General features: G+C 70.2%; 14 protein-coding genes. 4 read left to right on the top strand and 10 right to left on the bottom strand.

Annotation, left to right across the window (positions count from 1 at the left end):
• The first annotated feature begins 3 nt into the window (after positions 1 to 3).
• From ACWCSU_RS51780 to ACWCSU_RS51770, 3 genes are read left to right on the top strand one after another with little or no spacing between them, the layout of a single operon-like run.
• Positions 4 to 663 (top strand): hypothetical protein, encoded by a 660-nt coding sequence (locus tag ACWCSU_RS51780; protein ID WP_449944840.1) that lies wholly within the window; start codon positions 4 to 6, stop codon positions 661 to 663.
• Complete coding sequence (locus ACWCSU_RS51775; RefSeq protein WP_357709376.1) at positions 663 to 2,111, top strand: proton-conducting transporter transmembrane domain-containing protein; 1,449 nt, start codon at positions 663 to 665, stop codon at positions 2,109 to 2,111. The genes ACWCSU_RS51780 and ACWCSU_RS51775 overlap by 1 nt, the downstream gene beginning before the upstream one ends.
• Positions 2,108 to 3,577, top strand: coding sequence for a hydrogenase large subunit (locus ACWCSU_RS51770; protein WP_449944838.1), 1,470 nt, complete (start codon positions 2,108 to 2,110; stop codon positions 3,575 to 3,577). The genes ACWCSU_RS51775 and ACWCSU_RS51770 overlap by 4 nt, the downstream gene beginning before the upstream one ends.
• Positions 3,578 to 3,579: 2 nt before the next feature.
• On the opposite strand, the gene ACWCSU_RS51765 is transcribed toward ACWCSU_RS51770, so the two are convergent.
• Both ACWCSU_RS51765 and ACWCSU_RS51760 read right to left on the bottom strand, forming a co-directional pair.
• The gene (locus tag ACWCSU_RS51765; RefSeq protein ID WP_357709371.1) at positions 3,580 to 4,002 is read right to left on the bottom strand and encodes a pyridoxamine 5'-phosphate oxidase family protein; all 423 of its coding nucleotides are present in this window, start codon (positions 4,000 to 4,002) and stop codon (positions 3,580 to 3,582) included.
• A 48-nt stretch (positions 4,003 to 4,050) separates the two neighbouring features.
• A complete protein-coding gene (locus tag ACWCSU_RS51760; protein WP_449944835.1) occupies positions 4,051 to 4,335 on the bottom strand; it encodes a hypothetical protein in 285 nt (94 codons plus the stop codon).
• A gap of 283 nt (positions 4,336 to 4,618) precedes the next feature.
• Between ACWCSU_RS51760 and ACWCSU_RS51755 the strand changes: the two genes are divergently transcribed.
• On the top strand, positions 4,619 to 4,972 hold the full coding sequence (locus ACWCSU_RS51755) for a hypothetical protein (protein ID WP_449944832.1): 354 nt from the start codon (positions 4,619 to 4,621) through the stop codon (positions 4,970 to 4,972).
• Positions 4,973 to 5,285: 313 nt separating this feature from the next.
• On the opposite strand, the gene ACWCSU_RS51750 is transcribed toward ACWCSU_RS51755, so the two are convergent.
• The 8 genes from ACWCSU_RS51750 to ACWCSU_RS51715 form a co-directional block, all read right to left on the bottom strand.
• A complete protein-coding gene (locus ACWCSU_RS51750) occupies positions 5,286 to 6,509 on the bottom strand; it encodes an RNA polymerase sigma factor (RefSeq protein ID WP_449944829.1) in 1,224 nt (407 codons plus the stop codon).
• 3 nt (positions 6,510 to 6,512) lie between these two features.
• Positions 6,513 to 6,926, bottom strand: a complete 414-nt coding sequence (locus ACWCSU_RS51745) for a YciI family protein (protein ID WP_449944827.1) — start codon at positions 6,924 to 6,926, stop codon at positions 6,513 to 6,515.
• 657 nt (positions 6,927 to 7,583) lie between these two features.
• Positions 7,584 to 9,668, bottom strand: coding sequence for a carbohydrate-binding protein (locus ACWCSU_RS51740; RefSeq protein ID WP_449944825.1), 2,085 nt, complete (start codon positions 9,666 to 9,668; stop codon positions 7,584 to 7,586).
• 12 nt (positions 9,669 to 9,680) lie between these two features.
• Positions 9,681 to 12,179, bottom strand: a complete 2,499-nt coding sequence (locus ACWCSU_RS51735; RefSeq protein ID WP_449944823.1) for a carbohydrate-binding protein — start codon at positions 12,177 to 12,179, stop codon at positions 9,681 to 9,683.
• Between the two features lie 20 nt (positions 12,180 to 12,199).
• Positions 12,200 to 14,539, bottom strand: a complete 2,340-nt coding sequence (locus ACWCSU_RS51730; protein ID WP_449944821.1) for a glycosyl hydrolase family 28 protein — start codon at positions 14,537 to 14,539, stop codon at positions 12,200 to 12,202.
• Positions 14,536 to 16,338: a glycosyl hydrolase family 28 protein gene (locus ACWCSU_RS51725; RefSeq protein WP_449944819.1), complete on the bottom strand. Its 1,803-nt coding sequence runs from the start codon at positions 16,336 to 16,338 to the stop codon at positions 14,536 to 14,538. The genes ACWCSU_RS51730 and ACWCSU_RS51725 overlap by 4 nt, the downstream gene beginning before the upstream one ends.
• The gene (locus ACWCSU_RS51720; protein ID WP_449944817.1) at positions 16,335 to 16,598 is read right to left on the bottom strand and encodes a hypothetical protein; all 264 of its coding nucleotides are present in this window, start codon (positions 16,596 to 16,598) and stop codon (positions 16,335 to 16,337) included. Before ACWCSU_RS51720 ends, ACWCSU_RS51725 begins: the two co-directional genes overlap by 4 nt.
• Positions 16,599 to 16,698: 100 nt before the next feature.
• Positions 16,699 to 18,486 carry a glycosyl hydrolase family 28 protein gene (locus tag ACWCSU_RS51715; protein WP_449944814.1) on the bottom strand — a complete coding sequence of 596 codons (1,788 nt, stop codon included), beginning with the start codon at positions 18,484 to 18,486 and terminating at the stop codon, positions 16,699 to 16,701.
• Positions 18,487 to 18,640 lie beyond the last annotated feature (154 nt).

Genomic DNA, 18,640 nt, shown 5'->3' with positions numbered 1-18,640 from the left:
AACATGACCGATGCGACGTACGTCCAGCTCCTGGACCTGGCCTGCGGGGCGTTCCTGCTCACGGGCGTGCTGGTGCTGTGGCGGCACGAGCTGTCGCCGATCGTGCGGCTGTTCGCCCTGCAAGGCGTGGCGCTGACCGTGCTGATCGTCGTCCTCGGCGTCCGGCAGGGGAGCCTCGAACTGGTCCTGATCGGTCTCGGGGTGGGTGCGTTGCGCGCCGCGCTGCTGCCGTACCTGATGCGCCGCGCACTGGTGGCGAGCGGCGCGGGCCGCGAGACACAGCCGCTGGTCAACGTGGCGACCTCACTGCTGGTGGCGGCGGTGCTGGCGATGCTGGCCTACGCGGTCTCCCAGCCTCTGGTACGGCTGTCGCCCACCCCCGCCGCGCACGCGGTGCCGATCGCGCTGACCGTGCTGCTGATCGGGTTCTTCGTGCTGGTGACCCGGCGGCGGGCGCTGTCACAGCTGGTGGGCTTCCTGCTGATGGACAACGCCATCACCGCCGCCGCCTTCCTGACCACCAGCGGCGTCCCGCTCGTCGTCGAGCTCGGGATCTCGCTGGACGTCCTGCTGGCCGTGCTGGTGCTGCAGGTGCTGACCACCCGGATGCGGGCCGCCTTCGGCGGCACCGACCTGGACGAGCTACGGGAGTTGCACGACTGATGGACAGCCTGCTGGTGATCGCCCCGGTCGCGGTGCCCGCGGCCGCCGCGCTCGCGTACGCCCTGATCGGCTGGAACCGGGTCACCGCCTGGCTGGGCGCGTCGGCCGCGGCCGGGCTGCTGGCCTGCGCCGTCGCGCTGGCCGCGGCGGGGAGGCGGGAGGCGCTGGCGGGGCTGCTGCACAGCGACGCGCTGAGCGCCTTCATGCTGATCGTCATCGGCACGGTCGCGCTGCTGGCCATGCTGGCCGGCCCCGCCTACCTGGCGGCCGAGCTCGCCTCCGGGCAGACCGGCCCGCGCGAGATGCGCCGCTACGGCGTGCTGACCCAGTCGTTCGTCGCCGCGATGGCGCTGGCCGTCCTGGCCTCCAGCCTGGGCCTGCTCTGGGTGGCCATCGAGGCGACCACCATCCTGACCGCCTTCCTGGTCGGGCACCGGCGCACCCGTCAGGCCACCGAGGCCGCGTGGAAGTACATGGTCATCTGCTCGGTCGGCATCGCGCTGGCGCTGCTGGGCCTGGTCCTGACCCACGACGCCGGCGACCACGCCGGAGTGGCCTCCCTGGACTGGACGGCGCTGTCCGAACACGCGGGCCGGCTCGACCCCGGCGTGATGCGCATCGCGGTCATGCTGCTCGTGCTCGGCTTCGGCACCAAGGCCGGGCTGGCGCCCATGAACGCCTGGCTGCCCGACGCCTACAGCCAGGCCCCGGCCCCGGTGTGCGCGCTGATGTCCGGGGGGCTGCTGTCGGTGGCCTTCTACGCCGTCCTGCGCGTCAAGGTCATCGCCGACGCGGCGCTCGGCACCGGCTTCACCCGTACGCTGCTGGTCATCGTGGCGCTGGCCTCCCTGGCCGGGGCCGCGCTGCTGCTCATCGGCCAGCGCGACTACAAGCGGCTGCTGGCCTACTCCAGCATCGAGCACATGGGGCTGATCGCCCTCGGCGCCGCGATCGGCAACACCCTCGCCCTGGTCGCCGTCCTGCTGCACATCCTCGGGCACGGGCTGGGCAAGTCGGTGGTGTTCCTGTCCGCGGGACAGCTCCACCAGGCGCTCGGCAGCACCCGGATCCGTGCCGTACGCGGCCTCATCTCCAGGGCGCCGATGCCGGCCGGGGCGTTCTCCCTGGGGCTGCTGGCCCTGCTCGGCCTCCCGCCGTTCAGCCTGTTCGCCAGCGAGCTGGGCATTGCGCGGGCGGGCTTCGCCGCCGGCCTGGGCTGGCCCGTCGCGGCGGCCCTGGCGCTGATGCTCGTCATCGTCGCCGCCGTCGGACGCCAGGTCCGGCCGATGCTCGTGGGCGGCGGACCCGGCGAGGCCGTCGCGCTGCCGCCCACCCTGGCCGTCCCGCTGGTGGCGGGCCTGGCCGCCTGCGCCGTCCTGGGCATCACGCTCGGGCCGCTGCGCCCCCTGCTGCAAGCCGCCGCCACGATCGCCGGAGCAACACCATGAGCACACGAACCATCGCCGACGTCGGCACCGCCGAACTGCCCGGCCACGCCGCCCGCCTGCTGGCCGGCGGCCACCGGCTGGCGCTGGTCTCCGCGCGCCAGGAGGCGGACGGGTTCGGGGTGGCGTACCTGTTCGTCGCCGGCGACCCCGATCGCCGTACCGAGCTGCGGCTGCGGCTCCCCTCCGAGCAGCCGGCCGTGCCGAGCCTGGCCCACCTGTCCTTCCCCGCGGGCCGGTTCGAACGCGAGATCCGCGACCTGTACGGCATCACCCCGCTCGACCACCCGCTCCCTCGCCGCCTGGTGCGCCACCACCATTGGCCGCGCGGCTGGTACCCGATGCGCGACGACGCCGGGCCGCCGCCCGGCTTCGGCGACTCCGAGGGGCCGTACCCGTTCGTCACCGTCGAGGGCCAGGGCGTGTACGAGATCCCCGTCGGCCCCGTCCACGCCGGTCTCATCGAACCGGGGCACTTCCGCTTCTCCGTGGTCGGCGAGACGATCATCAAGCTCAAGGCCAGACTCTGGTTCGTCCACAAGGGCATCGAAAAGCTCTTCGAGGGCCGCCACCCCGCCGACGGGCTGCAACTGGCCGAACGCGTCAGCGGCGACACCTCCGTCGGCCACGCGCTCGCCTACTGCCTGGCCGTGGAAGAGGCCACCGGAGCTCCGGCCGACGCGCGGGCGCAGCAGGCCCGAGCCGTGCTGCTGGAGCTGGAACGCCTCTACAACCACGTCACCGACCTGGGCGCGCTCTGCAACGACGTCGCCTTCCCCATCCTGCACGCCCACGCCGGTCGCATCCGCGAACAACTCCTGCGCCTCAACGCCGAGGTCACCGGGCACCGGCTGCTGCGCGGCGCCGTCCGCCTCGGCGGCGCCCGCCTGCGGGGCTTCCCCGACCCCGACATGCTGCACGCCATCGGCGTCGACGTGGCCGAACTCACCGAGCTCGCCCTCGGCCACAGCGTCGTCGCCGACCGCTTCACCGGCACCGCCATCCTGTCGGCCGAGGCCGCCCGCGACCTCGGGACGCTGGGCTACGTGGCCCGCGCCAGCGGCCTGGACCTCGACGCCCGCCGCCGGCACCCCTTCACCGACCTCGGCGACTTCACCCCCGCCCACCGGACAGGCGGGGACGTGATGGCCCGCTTCCAGATCCGGGCCGAGGAGATCGCCACGTCCATCGCCCTGATCACGCATCTGGTCGAGACGCCCGCGGCCCCGGATGCGTCACCGCCCCTCGAAGGGTGCTCCTCGGGCGTGGGGCTCGTCGAAGGCTGGCGTGGCACGATCGCCCATCGCGTCGAGCTCGCGCCCGATCAGACGATCAGCCGCCTGAAGATCGTGGACCCGTCCTTCTTCAACTGGCCCGCGCTCCCGGTGGCGCTCGACAGCGCGATCGTCCCCGACTTCCCTCTGGTCAACAAGAGCTTCAACCTGTCGTACGCCGGCAACGACCTCTGACGTCAGGCGGCGCCCGCCGCGAACCCGGTGACCAGCTCCGGCCGCAGCCGTGCCACCACGTCGATCCGCTCGCCGGGCCACGCCTGGAGCCTGGCCAGGGCCTGCTCCAGCTCCTGCGGGTCCGCCACCAGCCCGGCCCGCCCGGTCAGCACGACGCTCCACCCCGTCCGGGCGGCGGCGTCCAGCTCGTCGGCCTCGTACACGACGCCGGAGACCCGCTGCAGCAGCGCGGCGATCTCCGCCTCGTACGGCAGCCCGATCAGCAGGCCGTCACCGTCCATGACATGAGCCACGAACCGGAGGGCCGGCATCGCCCGGCTGATGAACACGATCCTGCCGAAGGTGACGTTCCCCAAGAGCCGCAGCGCCTCATCTCGGGACAGTTCCCTGCTCGTCGGCGCGGACCGCGTGACCTGCTGTTGCACCGCTCCACGATCGCGCACCGGCACCGCCGCCGGTAGGGACGAAAGTCCCTAGCGGGGGCGCGCTCCGTCCGCGGGGTGGGCGAGCAGGCGCAGTCCGACGGCGGCCAGGTCGCGGCTGTCGATCGGGAGCTGTTCGATCTGCTGGAGAGAGGTGAACAGCCGGGTGTCGGCGTCGTCGTTCAGCCGGTCGGTGAGGTACCGGTGCAGGTAGGGGGCGCGTACGAGCTCGCGGATCTCGAAGGCCGCGAGGATCGCCTCCAGCATGGTGTCGCCCGAGTGCAGGTGGTGCTCGTCGCGGTGCCGGCCCACCCATTCCGCGCGGGGGTCTGCCACGGCGGCGCCCTGCTCCGAGAGCACGGCGCCGATGTCGTCGAACCACGACGCGGTGGCGCGATCTGCGCGTTCCCAGGCGAACTCGTCGACGAATCAGGACTCCGCCCGGCGCCAGCGGCGCTCGTGCCCGTTCGACCGCTTCCGCCAGCTGGGCGGTGTGGTGCAGCGACAGGGAGAACGCAGTACTCCGGCACCCTGGTAAAGGTGGGCGAACTGCCAGGTGGCGGTGAGTGTTCATGCAGTCACCGACACCGCGTCCAGTCCACTCGATTAGCGGCTGTTCGTGCCCACGTCATGGGATGACCAGGCCGGTGATGCGGCCACCGGTCCTGAGGTAGCCGCGCGACGGGACCGGTGCGGAATCCCCGGACAGGAGCGGCATCGTCCCAAGTGGATGACGGCGGTGGAGATGCTCGATGCGCTGATCGAGCAAGGGTGCAGGTCTAAGGCGACGCCCTCGCGCACGCTCCAGACGTGGTCGCAGTGCCCCGGGTCTGGTCCGGCCGAGGCCGGCCTCCCACCCGGACCGGCCTGCGTTACCCCGACACCGCCGTCAGCTTGGCCGAACACGTCCGGGCCGCCGGTCGCGACGCCGCGGTCACGCTCACCTGGCGCGAAGGCTCCAAGGGCGCCATGAGCTCGCAGTTCGTCCTCCTGCGGGTGCGGCCGGCCGGGCACCGCATCGCTCGCGCCGGCGACGGCACTCTGCCTGAGCGGTGGCTGATCGCGCAGTGGCCCGATGGCGAGGGCGAGCTGGTCAAGTACGGGTTGTCCAGCCTGCCTGCCGATACCGAACCGGCTGACTTGATCCGGTACGGTCGTTGGCGTGGCCGAGACGGCGTTCGAGTTCGGCACGGTTGTGGCCGGAGGTCTGGGAGAGCTGGAAGGCGAAGGTCGGCTGGGTGCCTGCCCTGCGCGACCCAGCCGAGCCAACTTGGCCGAGGCGGCGCTCATTGCCGCAGGCGAGCCGCCTTGTCGTTGAGGTAGCGCTGCTGAGGCGGGTTGAGGGTGCGCCGCGCCGCCTCCCGGTACTGTTCGCACGCCGCTTCCGGCTCCCCGGCCAGCTCCAACAGATGAGCCCGTACGGCAGGCACCCGATGGTCCCTGCTCATCCGCGGGTCGCCCGCTACTGCTTCGACGAGCGGGAGCGCCACCTGCGGCCCGTGCACCATCGCCGCCGCTACCGCGTGGTTGAGCGCCATCACTGGGTTGTCGCCGTGGCGCAGCAGCAGCTCGTACAGCCTGAGGATCTGCGGCCAGTCGGTCTGCTCGGCACTCGGCGCCTCGCCGTGGACGGCGGCGATGGCCGCCTGAAGCTGGTAGGGGCCGGGGACGCCGCGAGGCAGTGCCGCGGTGACGAGGGCGACGCCCTCGGCGATCGCCTCCGCGCGCCAGAGGCTGCGATCTTGCTCGGCCATGGGGATGAGTCGGCCGTCTGTGCCCGTGCGTGCCGGACGACGGGCGTCGGTGAGCAGCATGAGCGCCAGCAGCCCGGTCACCTCGCCGTCGTCGGGGATCATGCGGTGCAGGAACCTGGTCAACCGGATGGCCTCGGACGCGAGCTCGACCCGTTGAAGGTGCGGCCCTGCCGTACTGACGTATCCTTCGTTGAAGATCAGGTACAGCGCGTGCAGCACGGCCGCCAGCCGGTCAGCCCGTTCGGGGCCGGACGGCATCGCGAACGGCAGACCGCTGTCACGGATCCGGAGTTTGGCGCGGCTGATTCGGCGCGTCATGGTCTGCTCGGAGACCAGGAAGGCGCGGGCGATCTCCGCGGTGCTCAGCCCGCCGACCGCGCGCAGGGTGAGCGCGACCTGCGCCTCCCCGGACAAGGCAGGGTGGCAGCACAGGAAGAGCAGGATCAGGGTGTCGTCGGTTTCGGCGTGCGCTTGGTCGGCGGCAGGGGACCGCCGTTGCTCGGGCAGCACCCATCCGGCCACAGTGTCCTCGCGGCGTCGCCTGGCCTGCTCGTTGCGCAGCAGGTCCGTCATCCGCCGTGAGGCGACTCTGATCAGCCAGGCCGCCGGGTTGTCAGGGACGCCGTGGTCCGGCCATTGCGCGGCGGCGGCGATAAGGGCTTCCTGCACGGCGTCCTCGGCGGTGGCGAAGTTGCCGTACCGGCGGACCAGCGCACCGAGTACCCGCGGCACCAGCTCACGCAGTAGGTTCTCCACACCCTATCCCTCCAGGTCGTGGGCCGTCTCCACGAGGGGCCGCACATCGGCGTAGGCGTTGGCGGCAAGCCCCGGCGGGGCCGGGCACTCTCCCAGCCGCGCAGCGATCTCGGTCGCACGATCGAAGCTCGCGCACTCCACGACCCAGTAGCCCGCCAGCACCTCCTGCGTCTCCGCATAGGGGCCGTCGGTGACGTACGGCACGCCGTCACGGCCGCCGACCCGGCGGGTGTGGACCGGGGCCGCCAGCGCCCTGGTCTCCACCAGTTCGCCCGAGTCAGCCAAGGACTGGTTGAAGTCCGCCATCCAGGCGTACATGGCGGCGAAGTCGTCCGGCTTCAGGCCGAGTTCCGCGCTGTTGCCGCTCATGGCGTCGTAGTGCTGCTGGGAGGCGTAGCTGAGGATGATGTACTTCATCGTGATCTCCTTGTCGGTGGATGCCTTCATGGGAGACGTCGAAGCTGTAGTCGGCACGCGGACAGCACATCGGCCGTGATGAAGGCGAAAATCTACCTGTCCAGTCAGACTCTTCCGCCGGCACAGGCATCGGTCTCTTGTCGCATGATGCCGTCTCTCCTGCGGATGAGCACTACAGCGATGGCAGCGAACTGGATGAACTGGACCGCCGGGCCGAGCACCGGGCGCCAGCTGAGGCTGTTCAGATCGGGTCAGGCCGAGAGCCGGCGAACAAGACCGGAGCCGCGAGACACGCCCACCCGCGCTTCCGGAAGCTGGAAGAGCTTGCGAGCTCAGCACCGGGTGGGAACCTGCGCCGGGATCGGTAGTGAACCCCCCGGCCATGATCTGCCCGACGCTGATCCCGGTGATCAGCTGGTTCTACGAGCGTGCGCAGGCCCCACTCACGCGTCGAATTCGCCCCCACCATCGGCGCATCGCGTATCCGGTTGGTGACGTTCCGGTGACTTTGGCCCCACCTCAGCCGTTGCAGTGAGAGGCGTCCGTGTTCAGCTCGCGCGCCCGCTGGGGAACGACGACCCGGGCAGTGCCGCAGGCTGACGCCGGGAATCTAGGGGGGAAAGCGCTGACGCCCTGTCGGCGCCTTTCCTCCGGGGGTCAGGTGAGGGTGATGCGATCGAGGTTGGGGCCGCCGTTCGCGGTGACACCGGTCAGGCGGATCGTGTTCGGACCGGCGTTCAGCGTGACGGTGAGGGCGCTGTCGGCCCAGGCGTCCCAGTTCGCCGTCGGGCCGAACGAGCGCCCGGCTGACACGACTGTGCCGTTGACGGCGATGTCCATCGGGCGGTCGGCGGTGGTGCCGTTGGCGTAGCGGATGGTCAGGGTGGCCGGGCCGCCGGTTCCCTGGACGGTGAACTCGACGTAGGAGCCGGTCACGTTGTCGTTGTTGACGAAGCCCGTGCCGGTGTAGCCGATGTGGTTGGATTCGACCGCGCCCTGGAAGATCGTGGCGTCCTCGGCCTGGTAGTCCGCCGAGCTCGGTGCGATGTCGAGGTAGTCCACGTTGGGGCCGCCGTTCGAGGTGGTCGCCGTGGCCCGGACGATGTTCGCTCCTGTGGCGAGCGGCACCGTGAACGTGGCGTTCGCCCAGGTGTCCCAGGAGCCCGTGCCGGGGAAGTCGCGGGTGAGGGTCACGCCGTTCAGGGTGACGGTCATCGGGCGATCGGCCGTCGTGCCGTTGGCGTAGCGGATGGTCAGGGTGGCCGGGCCGCCGGTTCCCTGGACGGTGAACTCGACGTAGGAGCCGGTCACGTTGTCGTAGTTGACGAAACCCGTGCCCGAGTACCCGGCATGGTTGGATTCGACCGCGCCCTGCGAGATCGAGGCGTCCTCGGCCTCGTACCGGGGCGCGGCGGAGGTGGGACGTGCGCGGATGAGGCGGGTCTCGCCCGGGCGCAGCGTGGCCGCGTACGAGGTGGCGACCGTGCCCTCCGATGCCCCCGACCACAGGTTCGTGACGTCGGCGGAGCCCGTGAAACCGACCTGCGACCAGGTGACGCTCACCGTGGAACTGCCCGACGTGCCCGTGTTGTACAGAGCCACGATGTAGTCGCCGTTCGCCTCCCGCTTGCGCCAGACCTGGTCGACGCCGCTGTTGACGACACGCTGCGCGGCCACCCCGTCCTGGTCCACGGCGATGAGCCGGTCGTTGGTCAGCATGGCCAGGTCGGTGGCGGTGAGCGCTGTCAGGTCGGTGCCCAGCAGCAGCGGGCCGGCGATCATCGCCCAGTGCGTCATGTGCGAACGGCGCTGGTCGGCGGTCAGCCCAACCTGGTCACCGTTGCCGACCTGCAGCGAGTCGTAGTCGTTCCACCCGCCGGGGCCGGCGTAGGGCTGCCAGGAGGCGGCGGAGTTGAACCGGCTCACGACGTGGGCCCAGTCGGTCAGGGGGAAGCCGCTGCCGTTCGGGCCGGGGCCGCAGTAGCACTCGACGTCGCCTTGGGTGCGCCAGCTGTTGGCCAGCCGTTTCCATGTGGTGGCCTGTGCGATGGGGAGGTTGTTGGACAGCGCGAAGGTGATGGGACGGCCGGTCTGGCGCAGGGCCTTGTCCCATGCTTCGACGTCGGCGACGGTGGTCGCGTCCACGCCGTCGATCTTGAGGTAGTCGACGCCCCAGGAGGCCATCTGGTTCGCCCAGGAGTCGATGAACGCCTGCGCGCCCGGATGGGAGTACTTCAGCCGGTACATGTTCTTGCAGTTGTAGTTCTTGTGCGTCTGGGTGGTGTCGGCGATGTCCTGTGCGTGGTAGGAGGTGCCCTCGATCGGCTTGTTGGCGGTGACGGCGTTCTTTGCGATGCCGGGCGTGACGTAGAAGCCGAACTTCAGCCCCTTCGCGTGCACGTAGTCCGCCAGGGCCTTGATGCCGCTGGGGAATTTGGCGGCGTCCACCGCCCACCGGCCGAAGGAGTCGACGACGAAGCCGTTGGCGTCGCACTTCTGGTAGAAGTCGTCGAGGTTGACGTACACGTAGCCCTTGGCGGCCAGGCCGCTGCTGACCAGCGCGTCGGCCTGGGCCTTCATCTTGGTCTCGTCCGGCCAGCGGCGGACGAAGCTCCAGCTGCTCCAGCCCATCGGGGGCCTGATCGACAATCCGTTGTCCGAGGCCGCGGCGGGCGCGGCGGGACCGGCGAGTCCCGCCGCGCCGAGCACCAGGACCGCGACGGCCGCGCGCCACCTGTTCATGGGGCTCCTCCCCTAGCTGATCGTGATGCGGTCGAGGTTGGGGCCGCCGCCCGCCGTGGTGGCCGTGGCCCTGATGACGTTGGCGCCCGCCGTCAGCGGGACGGTGAGGGATGCGGTCGCCCAGGTGTCCCAGTTCGCCGTCGGCGGGAACGAGGCGGATCCGGCCGGGACGCCGTTGACCGTGATGTCCATGGGCCGGTCGGCGGTGGTGCCGTTGGCGTAGCGCAGCGTGAGGGTGGCCGGGCCCGTTCCCTGGACGGAGAACTCGACGTAGGAGCCGATCAGGTTGTCGTAGTTGACGAAGCCCGTGCCGGTGTAGCCGGTGTGGTTGGACTCGGCGGCTCCCTGGGAGATCGTCGCGTCCTCCGCCTGGTATGTCGCGCTGCCGCCCGCGGTGAGGTCGAGATAGTCCAGGTTGGGGTTGCCGCCCGCGCTCGTGGCGGTGACCCGGATCGTATTCGCGCCCGCGCCGAGCTGCACGGTGAAGGCGTGGGTGGCCCAGGTGTCCCAGTTCGCCGTCGGCGGGAACGAGGCGGATCCGGCCGGGACGCCGTTCACGGTGATCGCCGAGGGCCGGTCGGCGGTGGTGCCGTTGGCGTAGCGCACCGCCACGGTCGCCGGTCCCGCCGCGCTCGCCTGGACCGGCCACTCCACATACGAGCCGGTCGCGTTGTCGCCGTTGACGTAGCCGGTGCCGCTGTAGCCGGTGTGGGTGTTCTCGAAGGCGCCCTGGGAGATGGTGGCGTCCTCGGCCTCGTGACGGCCCGGAGGGGGAGTGGCGCCGCCGGGGTACTGTTCGCCGATCCAGGCCTCGTCCACCCGCCAGCGGGCTATGCCGTGGTGGCCGGTCTTGGTGAGCCTGACGTAGCGGGCGGTCCTCGCGGGCAGGTCGATGATCTGCACGCCTCTGGCGTTCGGCACGGTGCCCGTCTTGATCGCGCTGCCCCAGGTGGAGCCGTCGTCGCTGACGTGCACCTGGTAACCAGACAGGCGCGCCGACCCCGAGGACGGGTAGACCGTGGAGTCCTCGCGCTGGTTGAGCGCCACGTACTGGACGCGCTTGGCCGAGCCGAGGTCGAAGGTCAGCGTCGCGGGCTCGGCGGCGTCGCTGTCCCAGTAGGTGAGGAAGTCGCCGTCGCCCGCCGCCGCGGCCGGATGCCCGCCGGCGGCCGAGCCCGCCGACATCGTCACGCCGGTGTGGATGCCCTGCCGTCCCCTGGAGACGACCTTGAAGACCGTGTCGTAGGGGTCCCAGCCCGAGATCCCGCTCAGCGTGAGCGTGCCGCCGCCCTGCGTGAACGTGACCGGGGCGCCGGTGCGCAGATTGGTCACCGAGGCGATGGCGTAACCGTTGTCCCGCAGCGACAGCGTGCTGCCGGCCGGCGGGGTGAGCACGTGGACGTAGTGCCGGTTCGGGTCGTTCTTCGCGATCGTCGTCACGCCGTGCGCGCCGTCGTTCCAGAACCCGGGTTTGAGGCCGCCGTACATGTAGCCGCCGCCCTCGGTGCCGTCCAGCGACTCCCAGATCTGGTCGAGGTAGCCGGCGGCGAAGGTGTTGAAGGCGGCCTGCTGCGCCGGGAACCTGCCGTTGACCATGGCGGTCTCGGCCATGAGCGCCTTGACCGACGATCCGGCGTTGGTGACGAGCCGGCCGAGCGTGAGCTTGCGGTCCACGGCCTGGTCGGTGCCGCCGTACCACCAAGGGCCGCCGGTGGGGAGCTTGAAGTCGGCCTCGATCAGGCGCGGCAGCGCCGTGTAGAGCGCCTGCGGGTAGTCGTAGGACGGCGTCATGCCGGTCTTCTGCTCGTTGCTGATCATGTCCATGATCGGCGTGTCTTCGTTGTTGTTCGACAGCGTCATGTCGGGGCGCTGCTGGTAGATCTTGGCGTAGAGGTTGTTGCGCTCCCAGTAGGCGTTGTCGTTGTCGATCCAGAACCCGGCGAGTTTCGGATAACGCTGCATCTGCTCGAAGAACTGCAGGTAGCTGAACTCGCCGAAGCCGTCGCGGGTGGTCAGGTCCACGGGGTGTCCCACGTAGGCGGAGAAGGCGGCGGAGTTGAGCCACGAGCCCGACGACAACCCCTCGCTGTGCCACTGCGGGTCGTCGGTCATGTAGTTGATGACCTTGAGGCCCCGCGCGTCCGCTGCGTCGATCAGCTCGCCGAGGAAGTCGCGCGTGGTGCGGCAGGAGCCGGGGATCTGCGACGGGTACGGCCTGGCGTAGCCGAGCCTGCTGTGGAACGTGGCCAGCACCAGGTACTGGGCGTGCAGCTTCAGCGCCTCGTTCACCCAGTAGTCCGGCGTCCAGCCGCCGCTCGTGACGTCGGATTCCCAGGCGCTGCAACTGGTGTGCTGGGGCGAGGTGCGTTCGCCCCAGTGCAGGAACAGCCCGGCGGTCGAGCCCCGCAGGAACGCCTGGCGTGGATGCTGCAGGTCGGCCCGCGCGGCAGGCGCGATGAGCAGGAGGGCGAGCACGGCGATCATCGCCGTCCGCGACGACGCACGGAACATGACGGGGGCTCCTCGGGCTTCTAGGCGGGGGTGGCGACGTCGAGATGGTCGAGGTTGGGGCCGCCGGTCGCGGTGGTCGCGGTGGCCCTGACCGTGTTGGCGCCGGCGACGAGCGGGACGCTGATCGAGGCGGTTGCCCAGGCGTCCCAGGAACCGGTGCCGGGGAAGCCGAGGACGGCGGCCACCGTGCCGTTGACCACGATGGCCATCGGACGGTCGAGGGTTGTCCCGTTCGCGTGGCGCAGGGTGAGGGTGGCCTGTCCGGCGGTGGCCGAGGTGACGGTGAACTCCACGAAGGAGCCGGTGAGGTTGTCGTAGTTGACGAAGCCCGTGCCGGTGAAGCCCGGGTGGTTGGACTCGACGCCGCCCTGGGAGACCGTCGCGTCCTCGGCCTCGTACCTGGTCGGGGGCCGGCCGTCCGCGGGCTCGAAGGCGGGGTCGCTGGACAGGACGACCCGGTCGAGGCGGGCGCCGTCCTCGCGGTAGGCGAAGGTGATGCTCTGCCGGCCCGGCGCCAGGTCGTAGGTGACCGGGAGTCGCACCCAGTGCCATGCCGTGCCAGGCGGGATGTTGTTCCAGCTGGTCCAGGCCCCGGTGCCGGAACGCACCCAGAACGAGTCGTCGGAGGTGGTCGCCGCGATCACGCGAGCCCACACACCGAACGTGCCGGCATCGGGCACGTCGAACGGCAGCGTCGTCCAGCCGGTGGACGGCGGGCTGGTCTGGCTGTTGTTGCCTGCGGCGACGCTCACGTACGAGCCGCCCGAGGCCGCGGGGTCGGCCGAGATCCGCATCGGCTCGGTGACCGTGCCGGACTCGGCCTCGGAGTACCGGGTGACGGGGTTGCCCGGTATGGGGGTGGAGTTCGTGGGACGCACGCGCAACGCCCCGCCGCCGGTGTTCGCGCTGTCGCGCACGGCATACCCGGTGACGCCGCTGAAGCCCACGTCATAGGCGCTGCCGGTGCCGCGTTGTGCCACCACGCCGGTCAGCACCACGTTCGAGGCGTCGTCGACGATGACGGCGGGCCGGTCGTCGTTCTCGTCGAACCGGGTCTCGCCGTTGAGGGTGATGCCGGTGGCGTGCCTGATCCAGTACCCGTACGAGGGCCGTGCGCCGTAATCACGCGGGGGATAGGTGGTCAGGAACTCCCCGGGGACCCGGGTGGCCTCCGAGGCGGGGTGCCCGCCGGGAACCTGGAGATCCACGTCGGTGAGTGTGATGCCCGGACCGATGTCCACCGAGGGTGTGCCCGTCATGGTGCTGGTGTAGTCGGAGGCGCCGACCGTGCCGGTCACGACGGGGGCGCTCAGGCCGGTGCCGGTGACGCGGGTCAGGGTGATGTTCCTGATGCGCCCGGCGGGCGGGGAGCCAGGACAACGTCTCCGTTCGCCGATCTTGAAGAAGAGGGGCGAGGTCGTCTTGGTGAGCGTCACGTCCTCGTAGGCGACGTCCTCGATGATCGCGCCGTCCATGGAGACGATGCCGATGCCGGCCTTGCCCGCGCCGAGCACGCTGATCCGCTCGAACCTGAAGTCGCGGAAGTTCCCGCAGGTCTCCGAGCCGAACTGCAGCGCGTTGTTCTCGTGGGAGTAGACCGTGGTGTCGCGAACGCGGACGTTCTGGCTGGTGTAGGTGTGCCCGAGGGCGTAGTCGCTCTTGAACACCAAGGCGTCGTCGCTCGCCTCGATGCGGCTGCCCGCGACGGTGACGTTCCAGCTGTTGATCAGATTGACGCCGTCGCGCACGCCGCTGCTGGAGTAGACCGTCGTGAGGTTGTCGATCGCGATGTCGTGACAGCCGTTGATCAGCGCGGCGAAATGCCCGCCACGCCGGAAGGTGACCCCGGACAGGCTGACGTCCGAGCACTCGGTGAGCGTCAGCGCTTTGTCGGCCTGGCCCGAGGAGGGGGTGCCGGTGACGAGCTTGCCGTCCCCGTCGATCGTGCCGGCGCCGGTGAGGTGCACATCGGTGACGCCGCTGCCCCACATGAGTGAGTTGTGGAAGTGGCTGTGGCCGTAGTCCTGGTAGGCGTCGTTGGCGTTGGCCTCGGGAACGTCCATGCCGCTTCCCGCAGCCAGGATGGTGGCGCCGCCGTCGAGCCTGAGCGTGATGTGGGACTTGAGGTGGATCGTTCGAGCCCGGTACCGGCCTGGAGGAAACACGACGATGCCTCCAGGGGCGGCGCTCGCGGCGTTGATCGCCCGGTCGACGGCGTCGTCGTCGTTCGTCGAGCCGTCCCCGGTCGCGCCGTAGTCACGCACGTCGAACTCCGCGGCGGCGAACGCCGTGGCGGACAGGGCGGGGATTCCAGGCCAGACGAGAGCACATACCAGGAGAATCCTTCGCAGGACGGTCATGGCCGGAGCTCCACGTAGTCGAGATTGGGCAGGCCGCCCGAGGTCGTGGCGGTGAGCCGTACGGTGTTGACGCCCGCCACCGTGGGAATGACGGCCGAGGTCGAAACCCAGGTCGTCCAAGCGCCGGTGCCAGGAGCGTTCACCGACGGATTGACCAGCATGCCGTTCACTGTGAGCGAGAAGGGCCGGTCGGTCGTGGTCCCGTTGGCGTAGCGGATGGTGAGCGGGCGCCGGCCGGGCTCGGGCAGCGTGACGGAGAACTTCACGTAGGCTCCCGTGACGTTGTCGCTGTTGACGAACCCGGTCCCGGAATAGCCGGCGTGGTTGGACTCGACGACGCCCTGCGAGATCGTGGCGTTCTCGGCCTCGTAGCGGTCCGCGGGCGGCGGCTGGGTGTTCGAGATGTCCCTGCCGTTGACGAAGACGCCGGTCAGCACGAGGTCATCGACGTAGGTGGCGGTGGGAGCGGCCGTGGTGACGCGGGTGAACACGCTGTTGCTGATCGTCACGTTCTTGATGTGGTCGCTTGATCGTCCCTGCAGGTCGTATGCCTGCGCGGCGCCGTCGATCGTCACGCCGTCGGCGGTGACGTTCTGCACGACCGGCGGCAGCGATCCGGACGTCTCGTAGTTCAGCGTGATGAAGAGGGCGCTGCGCTCCAGGTTCCTGCCGGAGATCCGGCGCAGATGGACTCCGTCCACGAAGCCGCCGCGGTTGAAGCTGGTCTTGACGTAGAGGGCGTACTTGAGGGGGTAACGGCCGGGGAAGTCGGCGGGGTTGCACACGCAGTCCTCGGCGAAGACGTCGCGGACGCCGCCGGACATCTCGCTGCCGATCGTGACGCCGCCCCAGCGACCGCTGAACCGGCAGTTCTGGATCACGATGTTCTGCGACGGCCTGCCGACGCGGCGTCCGTCCCGGTCACGGCCTGACTTGACCGGGACGCAGTCGTCGTTGGTGTTGAACCGGCAGCCGGTGATCAGGACATCGGTGCACGAGTCGGGGTCACAGCCGTCGCCCTGGGAGTTCGTCGAGTAGAAGGTGACGTCGCGCACGGTGACGTTCGAGCAGTACACCGGATGCAGGGTCCACATCGCCGGGTTGCGCAGGCTGACGTCCTGCACGAGCACCCCCGTGCAGCGGTAGAGCCCGATCATGTTCGGGCGCAGTTTGTGGCCCGCGCCGAACTGCCGTTGTGCCACCGGGTGGTCGCCGGCGCCCCAGGCGCGGAGCTGGTCCCGGTCCGCGCCGCCGTTCCCCCACGAGGCCCACTCTCCCGCGGGCGCGTTGCCGTCGATGGTGCCCGTGCCGGTGATCGCGATGTTGGTCTGGCTGTCGGCGTGGATGAAGGGTGAGTAGTTGTAGCACTCGATGCCCTCCCACCGGGTGAACACGTTCGGCAGGTAGGAGCCGGTGTCGGTGCGGAACCTGATCGTGCCGTTCACCTGGAGGTTGACGTTCGACAGCAGGTGGATCGCGCCGGTGCGGTAGACGCCCGCCGGGACGACGACCCGTCCGCCGCCCGCGGCGTTGCAGGCGGCGATGGCCTGGCGGAAGGCGGAGGTGCAGTCGGTGGTGTCGTCGCCGACGGCCCCGTGATCGGTGATGGAGAACGTGCGGTCGGGGAAGGCCGGGGGCACGATCCGGGCCAGGATCTCGGGCACCCGGTCCCATGGGCTCGCCGCGGTGCTCCCCGCGGCTGCGCTCGCCGCCCCTCCTCGCGCCTTGCTCGACATGGTGATGATCGCGCCGCCTGCGAGGATCCCCGTACGCAGGACGTCACGCCGCGACGGTCTCATTGGAGCACCTCCAGGTAGTCCAGGTTCGGGCAGCCGCCGGCCGCGGTCGCGGTGAGGCGGATCGTGTTCGCACCGGCGACGAGGTCGGCGGCGATGCTCTTGGACGCCCACGCGGTCCAAGAGCCGGTGCCGGTGACCTCCTGGCGCTGGCGGTCCGTCATCGTGTCCCGGTCCACCGTGTGCATGGTGAAGCGGAAGTTGTTCCCCTCGGGGAAGATGTGCGGCTGACCGGCCGGATGCGAGCCGGCCCGATCGTCCACGCCACGCCTGACGTCGTCGTGGCGGGGCGGGCTGCGGCCGGGGCGAGCAGTGCCGCGCCGACGAGCGTGCCGAGCTGCCGGCGTGACAGGTTGCCGCCCGTCATGAGCCGACCTCCAGATAGTCGAGGTTGGGGCCGCCGGCGGCCGTGACGGCCGTCGCCCTGACACTGTTGCCCCCCGCCCGCAGCGGGGCTGCGATGGCGGTGGTCCGCCACGTCGACCAGGCCCCGGTGCCGGGGAAGGACTTGCCGGGCGCGACCACGATGCCGTTGACGGCGATGTCCATCGGCCGGTCGGACGTCGTGCCGTTCGCATAACGCAGGGTCAGGGCGGCGTGTCCCGCCGCGGCCGCATTCACGGTGAACTCGACGTAGGAGCCGATGAGATTGTCGTAGTTGACGAAGCCGGTGCCGGAGTAGCCCGCGTGGTCGGATTCGGCCGCGCCCTGGGAGATCGTGGCGTCCTCGGCCTCGTAGCGGGCCCCTGTGGGCGGTGGCTGTCCGTACAGGGTGCCGTTGATGCGGACGTTCTGGAGCAGCACGTTGTCGGCGTTGGTGATCTGCGGGGCAGGTGCGTCGATCTGGGTGAACACGCTGTTGGTGATCGTCACGTTCCTGATGTGGCTCGCGGCCGAGCCCGACAGCTTGACGGCGAACGGGGAGCCGGCGATGGTCAGCCCGTCCACGGTGAGGTTCTGGATCACCGGATTGACGATGGGGCCGTTGCCCGGGCCGGTGAGGCTGTAGTTCATGTCGACGAAGAAGCCGCCGCGGTCGCACGGGCCGCCGGTCAGATTCCGGACGTGGACGCCGTCCACCACACCCCCGCGCCGGTTGTTGGTCTTCACGTAGACGGCGTAGAAGCTGTGGTAATCGGAACCGGCGTGGATGCGGTTGTTCTCGGCGAAGACGTCGTGGACGCCGCCGGACATCTCGCTGCCCACCGTGATCGCGCCCCACCGGCCGTAGTAGTCGTTGTCGCGGATGACGATGCCGGTCGACGGTACGCCGACGCGGCGGCCATCGGTGTCACGGCCCGACTTGATGACGGTTCCGTCGTCGCCGGTGTCGAACGAGCAGCCCTCGATCAGCACGTCGGAGCAGCATTCGGGGTCGACGCCGTCCACCATGGCGCCGCGGCTGTAGATTTTGATCCGCCGTAGGGTGATATTTCGGGACAGCACTGGATGGACCGTCCACATGGCCGGGTTCCGCAGGTTGAGATCCTCGATGAGGATGTTCGTGCAGTCGTAAAGCTGGATCATGTTCGGCTTGAGGTAGTGCCCATCGCCGAACTGCCGCTCTTCCACCGGCACGCCGTCCACTGCCTGTTGCTGCAGCAGGTCCCAGTCGGGGCCGCGCTGGGAGTCGAAGCCGAACCAGGGGCCGGCCGCCGCGTTGCCGTCGATCGTGCCGGTTCCCGTCAGCGCGAGGTTCGTCTGGCCGCGGGCGTAGATGAAGGGCGAGTAGTTGTGGCACTCGATGCCCTGCCAGCGGGTGAAGACGTTCGGCAGATAGGAGCCCGCGTCGGACCTGAACCTGATCGTCGCGCCGGACTCTACGTGCAGGCGCACGTTCGACAGCAGGTGGATCCTGCCCGTCCGGAACCTACCGGTCCCGGGCACGAGTACGGTCCCGCCGCCCGCGGCGTTGCAGGCGGCGATGGCCTGGCGGAAGGCGGAGGTGCAGTCGGTGGTGTTGTCGCCGACGGCCCCGTGGTCGGTGATGGAGAACGTGCGGTCGGGGAAGGCCGGGGGCACGATCCTGGCCAGGATCTCGGGCACCCGGTCCCACGGGCTCGCCGCGCTGGCGGAGGAGGCCGGGAAGGAGGCGGACGCGGTGGGGGCGAGGAGCGCGGCCTTGAGTACGGCCCTTCTGGACGGAGGCATCAAGGGCTCCTGGGATCGGTCCGGCGGTCGCGCGCCGGCGCGGCCGCCGGTGGTTTCACTGGATGGCGGAGCGGCGGATCGTGTCGGCGGTGCCGTCGCCGTTGTTGTCGGAGTTGGTCGAGCCGAACCAGATGGCGGCGGCGTTCGGCACCTT

It is taken from the genome of Nonomuraea sp. NPDC001699 (genome assembly GCF_053596455.1).
Note: the sequence above shows the minus strand (reverse complement) of the source record. Positions and strands in the feature narration are given on the sequence as shown.

Coding starts and splice junctions, on each gene's coding strand:
- ACWCSU_RS51775 (WP_357709376.1), top strand. CDS start 663: ATGGACAGCCTGCTGGTGATCGCCCCGGTCGCGGTGCCCGCGGCCGCC.
- ACWCSU_RS51735 (WP_449944823.1), bottom strand. CDS start 12,179: ATGTTCCGTGCGTCGTCGCGGACGGCGATGATCGCCGTGCTCGCCCTC.
- ACWCSU_RS51730 (WP_449944821.1), bottom strand. CDS start 14,539: ATGACCGTCCTGCGAAGGATTCTCCTGGTATGTGCTCTCGTCTGGCCT.
- ACWCSU_RS51725 (WP_449944819.1), bottom strand. CDS start 16,338: ATGAGACCGTCGCGGCGTGACGTCCTGCGTACGGGGATCCTCGCAGGC.
- ACWCSU_RS51745 (WP_449944827.1), bottom strand. CDS start 6,926: ATGAAGTACATCATCCTCAGCTACGCCTCCCAGCAGCACTACGACGCC.
- ACWCSU_RS51715 (WP_449944814.1), bottom strand. CDS start 18,486: ATGCCTCCGTCCAGAAGGGCCGTACTCAAGGCCGCGCTCCTCGCCCCC.
- ACWCSU_RS51740 (WP_449944825.1), bottom strand. CDS start 9,668: ATGAACAGGTGGCGCGCGGCCGTCGCGGTCCTGGTGCTCGGCGCGGCG.
- ACWCSU_RS51770 (WP_449944838.1), top strand. CDS start 2,108: ATGAGCACACGAACCATCGCCGACGTCGGCACCGCCGAACTGCCCGGC.
- ACWCSU_RS51780 (WP_449944840.1), top strand. CDS start 4: ATGACCGATGCGACGTACGTCCAGCTCCTGGACCTGGCCTGCGGGGCG.